The sequence below is a fragment of the Streptomyces filipinensis genome (assembly GCF_014649495.1).
GTDB lineage: Bacteria > Actinomycetota > Actinomycetes > Streptomycetales > Streptomycetaceae > Streptomyces > Streptomyces filipinensis.
Map to the genome: position 1 here is coordinate 54,174 of NZ_BMTD01000007.1, position 15,653 is coordinate 69,826.

Here is a 15,653-nt window from a genome sequence, read left to right on the forward strand (position 1 = left end):
AACGGGGTGGTGTGTGCGCAGGTCGCACGGGTACCCGGGAGTCTCCGGAAGGAGAACGACGCAGGGTCCACAGAAGGAGGAGACCCGCATGACCAGCACCAGCGAGACCGGCCACGTCACCGGTACGCGCGACAAGAACTACGACCTGATCTGGTACGTGGAGGCGTGCCTGGACAACGCCCTGCGCCTGGAGACGTACATCCAGGACGCCGAACGCGAGCACGACACCGAGCTCATCGACCTGTTCCACAAGGCTCAGTCCGACAGCCGCAAGGGCGCCGAGATGGGGAAGCAGCTGCTGCGCTCGCGGCTCAGCGCCTGACCGCACTCCTCCGCTCAGGCGAACCGGGAACTCGGAACGGGCCCGGCGGACCGCACACGTGCCCGGTCTCCGCGCAGCCAGGTGCCCCTCACGGCCCTGGCGCACGCGGTGGACTCCGCGTCGTGGTCCCCTGGGCCCTCGCCGTGCCCCGGGCCGGCGGCCGGCGCGGCAGCGGTGACCCCGGCGGCGATCTCAGCCTCCGGCCGGTCGTACGCCGGGCCCCGCTCGTGCGGAGACCGGCGGAGTACGGTCGTGGGTTCCTGCGCGCCCATGCCGGAGCTCGTCACCCGTCGGATGATGTGTCCCCAACAGGTTCCCCCGGGGCTCGCGGCAGCGGCTGCTCCGCCCAGATGATCTTGCCCTGCGAGGTGTACCGGGTACCCCAGCGCTCGGCGAGCTGCGCGACCAGGAACAGGCCCCGGCCGCCCTCGTCGGTGCTCGCCGCGTACCGCAGATGCGGCGAGGTCGTGCTGCGGTCGGAGACCTCGCAGATCAGCGTGCGGTCGCGCAGCAGCCGGACGCCGATCGGGGCGCGCCCGTAGCGGATGGCGTTGGTGACCAGCTCGCTCAGGATCAGCTCCGTCGTGAAGTCCAGCTCCGCCAGCCCCCAGTCGGCGAGCCGCCGGGTCACCTCGGACCGTACCTCGGACACCGCCGCGGGGTCGGACGGCACCTGCCACTCGGCGACCCGGTCGGCGCCCAGCACCCGGGTACGGGCCACGATCAGCGCCACGTCGTCGCTCGGCCGGGCGGGCAACCGGCCCAGCACCGCCCGGCAGGTCTCCTCCGGCGAGGCGCCCGGCGCACCGCGCAGCGCGTCACTCAGCAGTTCCAGACCCACGTCGATGTCCCGCTCGCGGTCCTCCACCAGCCCGTCGGTGTACAGCACCAGCCGGCTGCCCTCCGCCAGCTCCAGCTCCGCCGTCTCGAACGGCAGCCCGCCAAGACCCAGCGGCGGACCCGCCGGCACCTCGGCGAACTCCACCCGGCCGTCCGGGTGCACCAGCGCGGGCGGCGGATGGCCGGCCCGGGCCACCGTGCAGCGCCGCGCGACCGGGTCGTAGACCGCGTACAGACAGGTCGCGCCGGTGATCGCCGCGGCCCCGTCCGCGGCGCTCTCGTCCTGGTCGATCCGGCCGACCAACTCGTCCAGCAGCCCGAGAAGTTCGTCCGGCGGCAGGTCCAGCGCGGAGAAGTTGTGCACCGCCGTACGCAGCCGGCCCATGGTGGCCGCCGCGTGCAGCCCGTGCCCCACCACGTCCCCCACCACCAGCGCCACCCGCGCACCGGACAGCGGCAGCACGTCGAACCAGTCCCCGCCCACCCCGGCCTGCGCCGGCAGATAGCGGTATGCGATCTCCAGCGCGTCCTGCTCGGGCAGACTGCGCGGCAGCAGACTGCGCTGCAGGGTGACCGCCATGTTGTGCTCGCGCGTGTACCGGCGGGCGTTGTCGATGGAGACCGCCGCCCGCGCGACGAGTTCCTCGGCGAGGGCCAGCTCCTCGGCGTCGAACGGCTGCGGCTTCTCCGCCCGCCAGAAGTTCGCCACGCCCAGTACCAGACTGCCCGCCCTGAGCGGCACGGTGATCAGCGAGTGGATGCCGTACGCCAGCACCTCGTCGGTGCGCTCCACGTTCTGCGCGCGCCAGCCGGGCGCCTCCCGCAGCCGGGGCACCAGGACCGACTGCCCGGTGGTCAGGCTGCGCGCCTGCGGCGAGGTGGGCACGAACCGGATCCGCTCGCCGACCGGGTACAGCGGTTCGTCCTTGCGGATGCCGGCGCAGGCGGCGCGGCGCAGCGCCGTGCCCGGCCTCGGCTCCTCGCCGTGCAGCACCGCGTCGAACAGGTCGACGGTCGCGAAGTCCGCGAACCGGGGCACCGCCAGCTCGGCCAGCTCCTCCGCGGTGCGGCCGACGTCCAGGCTGGTGCCGATGCCCACCCCGGCGTCGTACAGCATGTTCAGCCGCTCCCGCGCCACCTCCGCACGGCCGGACAGGGCCCGCAGCTCGGTGGAGTCGCGCAGCGTGGTGACGCTGCCGGCCGGACCGCCGCGCAGGTCGGTGGGGCGCTGGTTGATCGCCAGCAGCCGGTCCTTGACCAGGTGCACCTCGTCCGTGGCGACCCGCCCCGAGGCGAGCAGCGCCGCCGTCTCGTCGTCCAGCCCCAGCTCCAGCACGCTGCGCAGCTCGGCGTCCTCGGGCAGGTCCAGCAGGCGGTGGGCCTCGTCGTTCGCGAGCAGCAGCCGGCTGTCGGCGCCGACGATCAGCACACCTTCCCGGACCGCGTGCAGCACCGCGTCGTGGTGCTCGTACATCCGCGTCATCTCGTACGGTCCGAGGCCGTGCGTCTGGCGCAGCAGCCGTCTGCTGACCAGGGCCGTGCCCCCGGTGGCCAGCGCGAGCGCCGCCGCTGCCGCCGCGAGCAGCAGGGGCAGCTGCTGGGCGGCCGCCCCTCCCACGTGCGCGGTGGTGATCCCGGCCGACACCAGCCCCACCACCTTGCCGCGCGCGTCCTTCACCGGCACCACGACCTGCACCAGCGGCCCTATCGTGCCGTTGACGTGCTCGGTGACCGTCCCCCCGGCCAGCGCCGGGCCGATCGTGCCGACGAACTTCTTGCCGATACGGCCGGGCTTGGGATGGGTGTAGCGGATGCCGTCGGTGTTCATCACGACGACGAAGTCCACGCCCGTCGCCTTGCGGGTCGCCTCCGCGTGCGGTTGCAGCACGGCCGTGGGATCGGGCGAGCGCAACGCGGCGGCCGTGCCGGGCGCGTTCGCGAACGTCTGGGCGACGGCGAGCGAACGGTTCTGCGCCTCCCGATCGGTGTCGTGCCGCACCTGCAGCACCTGAGCCACCACCGCCGAGACCACCAGCAGCAGCACGATCACCACCTGGAGCAGGAACACCTGCCCGGCGACGCTGCGCCCGGTCACCGCCGCCCGCAGCATTCCGGGCCGGCCGCCGTTCCCGCCCGGGCCCTGCGGCTGCCCGTCCTGCGAGGCGCGCGCGTCCCCGTTAGGACGGGGCGGCCGGGTCGCGGGCCGGCCGGGCAGTCGCACCATGTGCCCATGTCTACACTGCTCGGCCCGCTCCGGCGAGACCGTCGGCCGAGATGACGGTCGTCGATCGGCGTGGCGTGATCCGGTCACCGGTGACCCAAGGGCGTCGAACGGCGGGCGGCGAGCAGCAGCGCCACGTCGTCGGGCCGGTCGGTGGCGTGCCGCGCGGTGGCCGTGAGCCGGTCGGCGACCCCGGCCAGCGACCGTCCGCCCCGGCGCCCGGCGGCGGCCCCGGCCCTGTTCAGGGCGAGCCGCAGCGCCGTGATGCCGTCGTCGATGTCCGCGCCCGGCCGCTCCACCAGCCCGTCCGTGTACAGGGCCAGGATCGCGTCGGGCTCCAGCACCAGCTCCGTCACCGGGTACCGGGCCTGCGGGTCGACACCGAGGACGACACCGCCCGGGATGTCCAGCAGCCGGGTCGGTCCGCTCGGCGCGCGCAGCAGCGGCGGCGGATGCCCCGCCCGGGCGATCCGGGCGCGGCCGGTGGCGGGATCCAGCCGCAGATAGCAGCAACTGGCGAACTGACCGGGGTCGAGGTCGATCAGCAGGTGGTTGGTGCCGCTCATCACCTCGTCGGGCGGCCGGTCCCCGAGCGCGAACGCGCGTACCGCGCTGCGCAGCTGCCCCATGGTGGCCGCCGCCTGCACCCCGTGTCCCTGCACATCACCGATCACCAGCGCGAGCCCGTCACCGGCCTCGACGACGTCGTACCAGTCGCCGCCCACGTCCATCCCCTGGGTGCCCGGCAGATACCGGCCCGCGGTCTCCACCAGCGGGTGCGCCGACAGCCGGCGGGGCAGCAGCGCCTGCTGCAGGCCGCGGGCGAGGGCCGCCTCGCTGTCGTAGCGCTGCGCCCGCTCCATGGCGTGCGCGATCAGCCCGGCGAGCGCGGTGAGGACCGTGCGCTCCTCGATGCTGAAGCTGCGGGCGCGGTCGAAACCGAGGATGCACGAGCCGACCGGCCGCCCGGAGGCGATCAGCGGCAGGAAGGCACGGGCGCCCTCGTCGGCGTCCATCGGGATGCCCGGATAGGCGGTGGGCAACTGCTGCATCGACTCGAAGAACAGCGGCCGGCCCGTCGTCAGGCACTCCACGCCCGGCAGCCGCGCGTCGAGGCCCACGCCCTCGAACGGGTCGAGGAACCCCTGCGGGAAACCGCTCTCCCAGGCGAGAAACAGATGCCGTTCCTGGAGCAGGTAGATGGCCAGACACCCACCGCCGAACGCCGGCAGCAGCTCCTGCACGACCACCGCCGACACCTGACGGGCGGTCACCGCGTCCGTCAGCGCGATGGCCAGGGCGATCGGCCGGTACAGCGGTGCCATCGCGTGGTCGGCGGCCGCCGTGTCCTCCGGCAGGTGCGCCTCGACGACGGGCTCGACCGGCGTGTCCATACGGCCGGCCGGGACGAGCGTGCAGGTCAGCAGGTCTTCTCCGGGATGCACCGACACGGCGAGCCAGTCGCTCGCCCCGGGCTCGGCGCGGTCACCGGCCGGTCGGCGCACATGGAAGTGCACCGGCTCCGGGGTCAGCAGGGCGCCGCGCAGATGGTCGTCGTACGGCGGACCGGCCAGCCACGGCATCGCCTCCCACAGCGGCCGCCCGAGCAGCCACGTCCGCTCCCGGCCCGCGAGCCGGGCCGCGGCCTGGTTGACGTACACGACCAGCCCCAGCCGGTCCACGCAGAACACGCCCTGCGGCAGCAGGTCGGCCGCGGCCTCCGCGGAGGCCGCGGGACCGGGCTCGAACACCACCCCGCCGACCCGCTCCGCCCGCCCTTCCCCGGCGGCCGGCCACAGGTGCAGCAGCCGCGGGGTGCCGTCCCGCCCCCGCAGGCACAGGGGCGCGCCGAACTGCTTCCCGGCGGCGGTGTCGCGCAGCGCGGCCAGGACCTGGTGCGCGTCGTGCGGGGCCACCGCGTCCGCGAGCGCCTCCTCCGTCCCCGCGAAGTCGTCGCCGGGGCGCAGGCCGAGGAGGTCGTACAACCGTTCGTCCGCGCGTACCGCGCAGCTCCGCGGATCCCAGTCGAACCGTCCCACGACGGCCTGCGCGGGCCGGCTCGCCGGCGGCCGTACGCACAGCGGCTCGCCGTCCCAGACCACCGCGCCGGCGTCCCCGTCGGCGAGTGCGAGCAGCTCGGCGCCCAGGCCCTCGGCCAGGCGGGCGAGCAGTTCGCCGTCCAGCAGCTCGTCCACCGTGTCGGCGACCGCCGGGCGCAGTACGGTGAGCACACCGAGCGGCTCGCTCCCGCCCGGCACCGGTACGTGCACCGAACCGAACGGGAAGGGCAGCCCCGCGGCGAACTGCGGGTACCGGCGCACCGTCTCGGTGGCGTTCGGCAGCACCACCTGTACGCCCAGGCGATAGGCGTCGGCGACGGGGAAGGGGCGGCCGACGTGCAGCCGCCACCAGGGCCGGAACAGCGGACCGGGCAGTCCCGCGAGCACCGCGAGACGCAGCAGGCCGGGAGTGCCGGAGCGCAGATACACACCCGCCACCCGGCCGCCGGCCGCGCCGAGCGCGCTGGTCGAGGCCTCGGCCAGCAGCGTGGCCAGCCGGGCCCGCGTGCGGACCACCTGCTCGCCACCGCTCCCAGCCATCGCCCCTGCCTCGTCCCGTGCCTCTTCGGGTGGATGACACAGCAAGAATGCGCCTGGAGGCCCGTGCGACGCACGTGGGAGGAGGCAACGAGTTGGGTGGGCCGGGGGAAGGAGGGGGGCGGAGACGGGCGGGGGTGGGAAGCCGGGGGGAGGTGCGGGGCAGGAGGGGCGGGTGCGGTCGCCCGGACCGTACCGTCACCCGACCGTCTCACACCGGTGCCCCGTCCAAGTGGCGGGTCCACCGGCCCGCTCCTAGTAATGGACTGCGTAATGCCGCGGCCGTGGGTTGGGGGCGCAGCCGCGGCCGCACCCTGCGACTGGAGCCGAGATGACGACACGCTCTCCCTCCCCGCGTCCCGATGACGCCCTCATATCCTCCGTGGCGGGCCCTGCGCACACATCCTCCGCGCCGGCCCCCACGCACCCCCAGCTCCTCACCTGGCCGGCGGTGTCACCGAACCCGACCCCGGAAGTCCCCGAGGAGGGCTCTCCCGCGGGGCCTTGCGACCCGTCCGGCGGCACCTCGCAGGACGACGCGGCGTGCCACGGCGACGGTCCGTACGGCGACCCGTTGCACGGCCTGGTCCGCGCGGCCGTCGCCGACCGTCCGCTGGAGGACGTCGTCCGGCTCATCACGCTGCTGGAGAACTCGCCCGAGTACTCCCGGGCCACGGCCGACGCGCTGCGCGCGGTCGGGGTCGACCGGTCCGTGGAGGACCTCGCCCGCCTGGTGGCCCTCCTGACCGAGCCGCCGCGGGACTCCGGCAGCGCCGACGAGGTGGTCCGCGCCGCTGCCGCGGGCCGGTCCCTGGACGACGTCGCCCGGCTCGTGCAGCTGCTGTACCGCACCTCCGGTGAACCTCACTGCGGGCGGGCCGCGGTGCAGGCCGCGGCCAACCGGCCCATCGAGGAACTCGCCGAGCTGATCGGCCGACTGTCCGCGGACCGCCCCGACCCCGAGACGCTCCTGCTGGAGACCTCGCTGCGGGAGCCCGTGTCGCACGAGCCCGCATGGCCCGAGCTCTCGACGCCCGGTGCCCCGCTGCCCGAGCCGCCGCACTCCGGTCCCGCCGCCGACCCGCCGGCAGAACCCCTCTCCGCGTCCGCTGAACCCGTCTGCGTGCCTACGGCGGCCGAACCCGTTTCCACGGCGGCCGAACCGGCTTCCGCGTCCGCTGAACCCGTGTCCGTGTCCGTGTGCGCCGAGCCGGTGTCCGTGTCCGGCGAACCCGTTTCCGCGTCCGCCGAATCCGTGTCCACGCCCGACGACACGGCCCGGGTGCGCACCGGCCGGCGAGGCAGGCCGGGGACGGACCGGGCGGCGAAGGGCAGGCTCGCCAAGGGCCGGCCGGGGAAGCCCGGCTCGGCACAGGATGGCGAGCGGCACGGCTGGAGGTCCATGGCTCCCGCCTGGGGCCTGCGCGGCGCCGCCGTGCTGGTCTTCCTGTGCGGGGTGGCCCACGCCCCGAGATCCTGGACCGGGCTGGCCCACGGTGCCCTCACGGCCACCGTCCTCGCCTCGGCCCTGTGCGTCCTGCTGGCCGTCGTGCTGCCCGGCCGGTCGGTGCAGGCCCGGCTCGTCACCGGGACCGTCGCGCTCGGTGTCACGGCGGCGCTCACCGCCCAACGGCAGCTCGGCCGGTGGTTCGGTCTGCCCGACCCCACCCGGCCCTGGCACACGACCCTGGCCCCGCCGTGGCTCGCGGCCACCGCGGCGGCGGTGGCCGCGATCGCGGTCCTCGCGGTGCTGCTGGGAACCCTGGTGGCGGGCACCGTCCGCGGTGAGCGCGCGGGCTGACTCAGACCGCCGGGCGTGCCGGTCCCGTACGGACCGGCTCCCCGCTCAGGGCGTCCACCGGACGCAGCACCAGGTGACCGTCCACCCGGGCGGCCGCCATGGCGAACGGGAAGGTGTCCGCCTCCAGGCACATCGCCACGTCCTCGGGGTGGACACCGGCCCAGCCGCGCCGCACGCCGTCCGCGAGCCGTGCCGCGGCGTCGGAGCGCCCGGCCCGTTCGAGGTAGGGGGCCGGGTCGGCGCCTGCCGCGCGGACGCGGTCCGCGATGTACTCGGCACAGGCACGGTCCTCCGCGGCCCGGCCGCCGTCGCCGGTGACGACGAAGGTCACCGTCTCCGGCCGGGCCCGCCGCAGCACCTCGGCGGTCGCGCCGGCCACCACGAAGCTCGCGCACAGCAGCAGTCCGGCGTCCGCCACGGCCAGCGCCCCCGCCGTCCCGGCCGTGGTCTTCTGCACGACCGTACGGCCCCGTACGTCCAGTGAACGCAGCCGGGCGGGGGAGTTGGCCAGGTCGAAGCCCGGCACCGGCGCGCCGTCCTGGAAGGCGGGCCGGCCCGGGTGACGGGCCTTCAGGTCCAGGGCCTCTTGCCGCGTACCGGCGAAGACGATCCGCTCGGCCCCGCGCCGGAACGCCCAGGCGGCCACGGTGAACGCGCGCATGACATCGACGACCACGGCCACGTCCGGGGCCTTCGGCGTACCGGGTGTACCGGTGAACTCCGTCCGCATCGCTCCATGGTGAGGCCTGCGGCGGTCCCTCAGGGCTCGGTCGGACCGGGCGGAAGCGGCCGGGCGGCGCGCAGGCTGCGCAGCGCCAGCAGCAGAACGGCGATGTCGTCCAGGTAGACGGGGTCCGGCAGCAGGTCGGTGGGGAGCAGCAGATAGGCGATCGCGCCCCAGAACACCCAGCGCGGCCCCGTCGGCAGCCCGGCCCGCCGCAGCGTGCGCCGGGCGCGCACCAGCCGTACCAGCAGCGCGAGGGCGACGACGAGCAGCACCCCGGCGACGACGGCGCCGATCACCAACAGGGTGGTGGAATCCATCGGACCTCCTTGCGGCCTCCTCGCGGCCTCCTTCCGGCCTCGGAGGAGACGGCCGGGCCGGCACTCCGCTCCTGTGGGAAGGGGCTCCTATGGGAAGGGTTGCGCCGACCGGCGGGCTCAAACCAGGCGGTTACGCCGACCGGCGCTCCGGCGGGCACGGCGACGCCGGCTCATGGACTCGACGGTGACGGCCGCGCCGGCCTCCCGGTCCCCCGGCTTCACCGCGGCTGCGACGGCGCGACAACTGGGCAGGCACGACAGCCGGAAAGGTACGACGGCCGGGCGGGCGTGCGGGCTACGCCGGCCGCTCCGTGCCGTCGGCGGTCTCCTTGCCGCCGCTCTCCGCCGCGGGTGCGGCCGACGCCGGCGTGTCCGGGGCCGGCGGCAGGGTGTCCGGAGCCGGAGTCAGCGTGCCCGGTGCGCCGTTCGGCGGGTCCCCGGCCGCGCTCTGCGGGGCGGGCCCGGACTGGCGCCGCACCTTGGCCGCGAACCTGAGCCGCTCGAACGTCCGGGTCAGCGGCTGCAGCGCACCCGGCGTCCGGGACTCGGGCCGCTGCTGCGGCGGGGCCGGCGCCGGCACGTCACGGTAGGCGGCGAGGGCCTCCAGGGCCTGCTCGGCGGCCTCCTTGTACAGGTCCCGGGACTTCGTCATCGCCTCCAGCGCCTCGGCGTACACGGTGACCAGCCGCCGTTCCCGCTCCAGCTCCTCCTGGAGGGTCAGCAGGGTCCAGTTCTCCCGCAGGTCGGTGAGGGACTCCTCGACCTCGCGCGGCAGCGGCCGGGGCAGGGCGGCGAAGTGCCGCAGGGCCGCGACGAGTTCGGCCGGCTCGGAGCCGTCCAGGAACACGCTGCGCACACGGTGCTCGTGGCCGTCGTAACCCTCCGGAGCGGGGTCCGGGGGCAGCAGTACGGCGCCGCCGCGCGGCACCTCGACGCCGAGGTCCTTCAGCGCCCAGTTGACGGCCCGGAACTGGTGCGGCGCGGCCCGGTGCTCCACCACGCGGTGCCTGAGCCCCGGCGGCAGCAGCCGGGCCAGCGGCAGCCGGCCCTGTTCGTCGGGGGTCATCGCCTCGTGGACGACGACGTTGACGCACCACGCCTCGCGCGCCGCGTCCCGCAGCCTGCGCCGCATCTCCTTGTCGTCCGCGGGCAGGGCGTTGACCTGCCGGAAGCGCAGCCCTGCGACCGAGGCGTGGTGGTCCCAGGAACCGTCCTCGCCGGCACCGTCCGCGGGCCAGAACAGCGTCGCCGGTGAGGGCCACGCCTCGTCCCACGGGCGCTCGGCCTCCGCGACGAGCCGCCACTCGTGGCCCTGCGGACGGCCCTCACGCGCCACGAGGGTGAGCCGGGCCCGCACGGTGACCGTGCCGCCGGCCCGCCAGCGTGCCTCGAAGACCCGCCGGTCCGATTCCTCGGGCACGGGGGGTTCGGCGAAGTCGTCGATGTCCCCGCTCTCCCTGTGCCGGTCCAGGGTGCGGCGGACGACCTCCTCGGGGGCGGGACCGGTGTGGCGGCCGCGGGCCGCCCAGAGGGTCTGCGGGATGGTGGCGCGGTCCGTGGCGGAGTTCGACATGAGCCAATCTGCTGATGGGGGCGGGTGCGTCTCCCAGTATCACCGCTCGGCCCGGCGTGCCGTCGTCCGGGGGCCCGGAGGCCGGCGTGTGGCGGCGGCTGTGCGCCCCCGCGCACAGGACGCGCGCCTTTCACCCGGGGCGCGTGGGGCATGCGTCGGGAGGCCGTCCTTCACACGTGGTCGTGGCCTCGTGCGCCGCCCACAATGGTCCGGCGAGCGGGGTCCGCCCGTCCATCCGCTCAGGGGCGGACCCCGTTCATCCGCCGGAATCACGCCACCCAAGGCGTCGTCGCCCTGGTGTCCAGCACTCGATATATATCGGCAGGCGATATATCATGGCTCCATGACAGCGAAGAACATGACCCGGGCGGCGTTCTTCGTCCTCACGGCGCTCGCCGACCAGCCCCGGCACGGCTACGGCATCCTGCGTGAGACGGAGGAACTGTCCGGCGGAGAGGTGCAGCTGCGGGTCGGCACGCTGTACGGGGTGCTGGACCGGCTCACCGCGGACGGCCTGATCGTGCTGGACCGGGAAGAGGTCCAGCAGGGCCGGCTGCGGCGCTACTACCGGCTCACCGACGACGGGGTCGCGGCCCTGGACGCGGAGGCCGAGCGGATGGCCGCCGGTGCCGGGGCGGCCAAGCGGCGCATCGCCGAGGGCCGCCGCGTCCGCCCCGCCGCCGAGGGCCCGGCCGGGCTCGAACCCCCCACCGCACCCGGACTCGCGGGAGGTTACGCATGACCACGCTGCTGGAGGCCCGCTACCGCACCGTCCTGCGCCTGCTCCCCGCCTACTACCGGCGCGAACGGGAGGAGGAGATGGTCGAGACGTACGTGGGTGACCTCGACCGCGACACGCAGGACCAGAGCCGGCCGACGCTCGGCGAGGTGGCGAGCATCGCCGCCCTGGCGGTGCGCAGTCGCCTCGGCGCGGCCGGGGCACCCCGTCCCTACGTCCTGCTCGGATCGGGCGCCCGGCTCTTCGCACTGGCCGCCGTCCTGCTCCTGGCGGCCTCCGCCGTCGTCGAGCCGATCCTGCAGCTGACCTGGTCATTGACCCGGGGAGGTGCACAACGGCGGCTGTTCCTCTCGGAGTTCACCGGCCACGGCCCCCTCGCGGACACGGTCGCCGTCGCCCAGTGGGTCCTGCCGCTGGGCTGGACGGCCGCCTACTTCGGCCTGCTGTACGGCCGTCGCCGCCTCGCCCGGACCGGTGTCCTGGTGGCGGCGCTGCCCACCCTGTGGCCGCTGGTGTCCTCGCTGACCGGCGCGACGCCCATCGTGGAGCCGGCGTTCGTCGTGACGCTGGCGCTGCTCGCGTGGCTCCCGGCCCTCGCGCTGTGCGCCGCCCACCACCGCGACGCGCCTGCGGCCCGGCTGCCGGCGGGGACCCCCGGTGTGGTCTTCATGGCGGCGTGCGTGGTCACCGGCGCGTCCCTGGTGCTGCTGCCCGCCGCCGCCGACCTGGTGTGGGGCCCCGCCAACTGCTTCGTCGTCGGCGCCCTGGGCTGGCTGCTGTGGACCGTCCGCCGCGGGGAGCCGGTCGCGCCCGGCGGCGCACTCGCCCTCGCCGTGCTCGGCCTGCTCCTGCTGGCCGTGCGCGTCTCCGCCGTCTACCCCTGGCTCGGGCTGCCGGAGGCCGCCGGGTACCTCGGCGGCGATCTCGTCCAGGCGGCCGCGCTCGCCCTGCTGATCGTGGTCCTGGCGGTGGCCGGGTGCCGCGAGCTCGCGGCCCGCTGAGCCGGCTCCCCGCCGGACCTCGCAGGCGTCGGGGTCGAGTTGTCCACAGGCCCGGACGGTGTGTCGGACCCGGGCTGAACGGGGTGAGGGGCCGGCGCGCCGGCCCCTCACCACCCCCGCGGAATCCGGGACCTACGCCCCGCTCTCCCGCAGCATGTCCTCACGCTCGACGATCTTCACGCGCTCGCGGCCCTGCGGCTCGCCGAGGGCCCGCTCGGCGGCGTCCAGCTTGTACCAGCCCTCCCAGGTGGTGAAGCGGACCTCGCGCTCGGCGAGGAAGGCGTCCACGGCCTCCGGTTCGGGCGAGGCGGGGGTCTGCAGCCGGCCGTTCGCGTAGTCGTCCAGCAGGTTGGCGACGGTCTCGTTGGCGTCACCCTTGGTGTGGCCGATCAGGCCGACGGGGCCGCGCCGGATCCACCCGGTGACGTAGGCGGACTGCAGGGGGGTGCCGCCCTCCTCGACGACCCGGCCGCCCTCGTCCGGGATGGTGCCCGAGTCGATGTCCCAGGGCAGCTTGGGCAGCTTCTCGGAGAGGTAGCCGACCGCGCGGTAGACCGCCGTGACGTCCCAGTCCTTGAACTCGCCGGTGCCCTTGACGTTGCCGGTGCCGTCCAGCGCGGTGCGCTCGGTGCGCAGGCCGACGACCTGGCCGTCCTCGCCGAGGATCTCCGTCGGGGACTCGAAGAAGTGCAGGAACAGCTTGTGCGGCCGGTCGCCCACGTCGCGGATCGCCCAGTTCTCCAGCGTCTTGGCGACCATGTCGGCCTGCTTGTTGCCGCGCCGGGTCTCGATCGAGCCCTCGTCGTAGTCGATGTCCTCGGGGTCGACGATGACCTCGATGTTCGGCGAGTGGTCCAGCTCGCGCAGCTCCATCGGGCTGAACTTCGCCTGGGCGGGGCCGCGGCGGCCGAAGACGTGGATCTCCAGGGCCTTGTTGGCCTTCAGCCCGTCGTAGACGTTCGGCGGGATCTCGGTCGGCAGCAGCTCGTCGGCCGTCTTGGCGAGGATGCGGGCCACGTCGAGGGCGACGTTGCCGACACCCAGGACGGCGACCTTCTCGGCCTCCAGCGGCCAGGTGCGCGGGACGTCCGGGTGGCCGTCGTACCAGGAGACGAAGTCCGCCGCGCCGTAGGAGCCGGCCAGGTCGATGCCGGGTATGGACAGTTCGCGGTCGGCCATCGCGCCGGTGGAGAAGATCACCGCGTCGTAGAAGGCGCGCAGGTCGTCCAGGCTGATGTCGGACGGGTAGTCGACGTTGCCGAACAGCCGGATCTGCGGCTTGTCGAGCACCTGGTGCAGGGCGGTGATGATGCCCTTGATGCGCGGGTGGTCGGGCGCGACGCCGTACCGGATCAGGCCGAACGGGGCGGGCATCCGCTCGAAGAGGTCGATGGACACACCGGGGTCGGCGGCCACCTCGGACTTGAGCAGGGCGTCGGCGGCGTAGATCCCGGCGGGGCCGGCTCCGACGATGGCTACCCGCAGGGGGCGCGGCATGATCAGGTTCCCTTCGAGCGTGAATAAGCGACTCGATCGGGAAGCCTAAACTAAGGCAGACCTAAGTAGGTACGCGGGTCCGGTCTATGACCTCATAAGGGGATCTTATGAGGTCTGCAGCGGTGCCTTATGGGGGTGGCGGACGTGCCGGCGTCCGGGGCGGTCAGGCGGGCCGCACGACCCGGTGGATCGCCGACTCCCCGGCGCCGTAGACCGACTCCTCGCGTATCGACGATCCCGGGCCCGGGGCGTGCACCATCATTCCGCCGCCGACGTGCAGGCCCACGTGCCGGTCGTCGTCGAAGAACAGGACCAGGTCACCGGGCTCGATCCCGGCGAGGGTGACCGAGGCGCCGGCGAGCGCCTGCTCGTGCGCGGACCGGGGCAGAGTGACCCCGGCGGCCTTCCAGGCGGCCTGGGTGAGGCTGGAGCAGTCGTAGGAGTCCGGCCCCGTCGCACCCCACACACAGGGCTTCCCGATCTGTGCCCGGGCGAACGCGATGGCCTTGGCGGCCCGCGTGGTCCGCGGTGACTCGGCAAGGGGCGCCAGGGAACCGGTGTCGGTCACGGAGGCCACGGTGGTGGAGGACCAGGGGGCCCCGGCCGGCATCGCGGTCGCCGCCATGTCGGGTGACGCCCACGGCGGCTGCTGCCACTGGCCCGTTCCGGGGTCTGGGGAGAGCTGCGCGACGGATGGCGGTGGTGTGGCCGTGACGGGCCCCGGCTGCACGGAGGTGGCCGGGGCGGCCGCAACGGGCCCGGCCGTCATGGGGGCTGGTGGCGTGGGCGAAACGTAGGCGGGCGGCTGGGGCGCGGGGAGGGTGGCCGTCATCGGCGTGAGCGGTGCCGTTTCGACGGAAGGGGCCGGTGCGGGAGCGAGGAGCGCGGGAGGCGCGGCCGAGGGGGGAGCCTGTGGCGCGGGGGCGATGGCCGCGGGCGGCAGGGCCGTGGCGGGAACGGCCGCGGCGGAGACCAGTTGGGCGGCGTACCGGGAGATCACATCACTCGCGGCGGCGAGTTTGCGCTGGTTGTCGGCCTTGGACGCGGCGGGGGACGGTCGGCCCGGCGTGCGGGGGCCAGGGAGCGCCCCCGGTGCCAGGGCCGGGGTGCCCCAGGGCGCGGACGGCCCGGCCGTCGGGAGGACGGCCGTCTCGACGGGTCCCGGGCCGGCCGGTTCCGCCGGAAGCCCGGGGCCGGGAAGTCCCGGTACCGCTCGCGGTGCTTCGAGGTCGGCCGCTACACCCACCAGGGCTGAGGGACCCGGCAGCGCCAGTTCCGCCGCGCTCCCGCCGCGCACACCCGCTTGGGCCGTGTCGGTCGGCTCGGGCGCCCAGCCCGGGAGTTCAGGGCGACGGGGGCCGGGCAGCGCCGCGCGGCCGCTCTCGCGTGCGGCCAGGGCCAGTTGCTCCGGGTCCGGCGCCGGGCCGGCCGTCAGCTCGGCCACCGCGCGGTCGGTGGCCCGCTCCAGCGCCTCGGGCCGTCGGGCCGACAGGCCCGTTCCCGGGCCGTCCGGTGTGCCGCCCGCAGGTCCGCCGCCCCGCCACTCCCGGGAGCGCCCGGGTGTCGCCGGGCGGTCGGGCAGCCGGTCGGCGGGCAGTACGGCCGGGACGGTCGGACCGAGTTTGGCCCGCGCCCCCTCGAACCACGGCCGGGCGACCTCGTCGAGAGCGGGATCCGGCCGCCGGCCCGGCCGCTTGGCCAGCGGAACGCCCCGCGAGCGCGTCACCGCCGCCATGGCCCGGGTCGCGTTGTAGTTCCCGGTCGCGTTCTCGGCCTGGTCGTAGAGGGAGTTGACCCGCTGTCGGACCTCGTCCCGCTGTGGACCTTCGTCGCGGCTCTCCGGCGCCATGGAAGACAGGCTCCTTCCTTGCCCCGCAGGGCAGTTGGGCCGACTCGTCCGGCTCGGTCGAGCGCCGGGCGGCCTCGCGTCAACCTAACCAACATGTGTACCTCGTGTGAAGGTTGAGGCGTGGAATGTCCGATACGTATTTGTGATGTTCGCGGTGACGTTCGAAAGG

At 74.8% G+C, this 15,653-nt stretch carries 12 protein-coding genes; 4 read left to right on the top strand and 8 right to left on the bottom strand.

Annotated elements, in window-relative coordinates; genetic code table 11:
• Positions 1-88 precede the first annotated feature (88 nt).
• A complete protein-coding gene (locus IE244_RS17515; protein WP_191874457.1) occupies positions 89-322 on the top strand; it encodes a hypothetical protein in 234 nt (77 codons plus the stop codon).
• A 14-nt stretch (positions 323-336) separates the two neighbouring features.
• Here IE244_RS17515 and IE244_RS17520 read toward each other — a convergent pair whose 3' ends face one another.
• The 3 genes from IE244_RS17520 to IE244_RS17530 form a co-directional block, all read right to left on the bottom strand.
• A complete protein-coding gene (locus tag IE244_RS17520; protein WP_229854164.1) occupies positions 337-609 on the bottom strand; it encodes a hypothetical protein in 273 nt (90 codons plus the stop codon).
• Positions 606-3,386 carry a SpoIIE family protein phosphatase gene (locus IE244_RS17525; protein WP_191874458.1) on the bottom strand — a complete coding sequence of 927 codons (2,781 nt, stop codon included), beginning with the start codon at positions 3,384-3,386 and terminating at the stop codon, positions 606-608. The genes IE244_RS17520 and IE244_RS17525 overlap by 4 nt, the downstream gene beginning before the upstream one ends.
• Positions 3,387-3,469: 83 nt before the next feature.
• Complete coding sequence (locus tag IE244_RS17530) at positions 3,470-5,983, bottom strand: SpoIIE family protein phosphatase (RefSeq protein ID WP_191874459.1); 2,514 nt, start codon at positions 5,981-5,983, stop codon at positions 3,470-3,472.
• Between the two features lie 328 nt (positions 5,984-6,311).
• On the opposite strand from IE244_RS17530, the gene IE244_RS17535 reads away from it, so the two are divergent.
• A complete protein-coding gene (locus IE244_RS17535; protein WP_229854165.1) occupies positions 6,312-7,781 on the top strand; it encodes a hypothetical protein in 1,470 nt (489 codons plus the stop codon).
• A gap of 1 nt (position 7,782) precedes the next feature.
• On the opposite strand, the gene IE244_RS17540 is transcribed toward IE244_RS17535, so the two are convergent.
• From IE244_RS17540 to IE244_RS17550, 3 genes are all read right to left on the bottom strand, one after another.
• Complete coding sequence (locus tag IE244_RS17540; protein ID WP_191874460.1) at positions 7,783-8,511, bottom strand: 2-phosphosulfolactate phosphatase; 729 nt, start codon at positions 8,509-8,511, stop codon at positions 7,783-7,785.
• A gap of 29 nt (positions 8,512-8,540) precedes the next feature.
• The gene (locus tag IE244_RS17545; RefSeq protein WP_031169965.1) at positions 8,541-8,825 is read right to left on the bottom strand and encodes a DUF1232 domain-containing protein; all 285 of its coding nucleotides are present in this window, start codon (positions 8,823-8,825) and stop codon (positions 8,541-8,543) included.
• A 295-nt stretch (positions 8,826-9,120) separates the two neighbouring features.
• On the bottom strand, positions 9,121-10,398 hold the full coding sequence (locus tag IE244_RS17550) for a hypothetical protein (RefSeq protein WP_191874461.1): 1,278 nt from the start codon (positions 10,396-10,398) through the stop codon (positions 9,121-9,123).
• Positions 10,399-10,756: 358 nt separating this feature from the next.
• Here IE244_RS17550 and IE244_RS17555 point away from each other — a divergent pair, with 358 nt between their 5' ends.
• Both IE244_RS17555 and IE244_RS17560 read left to right on the top strand, forming a co-directional pair.
• Positions 10,757-11,140, top strand: coding sequence for a PadR family transcriptional regulator (locus IE244_RS17555; RefSeq protein WP_191874696.1), 384 nt, complete (start codon positions 10,757-10,759; stop codon positions 11,138-11,140).
• The gene (locus tag IE244_RS17560) at positions 11,137-12,138 is read left to right on the top strand and encodes a hypothetical protein (RefSeq protein ID WP_191874462.1); all 1,002 of its coding nucleotides are present in this window, start codon (positions 11,137-11,139) and stop codon (positions 12,136-12,138) included. The genes IE244_RS17555 and IE244_RS17560 overlap by 4 nt, the downstream gene beginning before the upstream one ends.
• A gap of 132 nt (positions 12,139-12,270) precedes the next feature.
• Here the strand turns inward: IE244_RS17560 and IE244_RS17565 are convergent, their stop codons facing one another.
• Entirely contained in the window at positions 12,271-13,635 is a 1,365-nt protein-coding gene (locus tag IE244_RS17565; protein WP_191874463.1) for an FAD-dependent oxidoreductase, read from the bottom strand.
• Between the two features lie 163 nt (positions 13,636-13,798).
• Complete coding sequence (locus tag IE244_RS42035; protein ID WP_229854166.1) at positions 13,799-15,484, bottom strand: C40 family peptidase; 1,686 nt, start codon at positions 15,482-15,484, stop codon at positions 13,799-13,801.
• Positions 15,485-15,653: the final 169 nt, after the last annotated feature.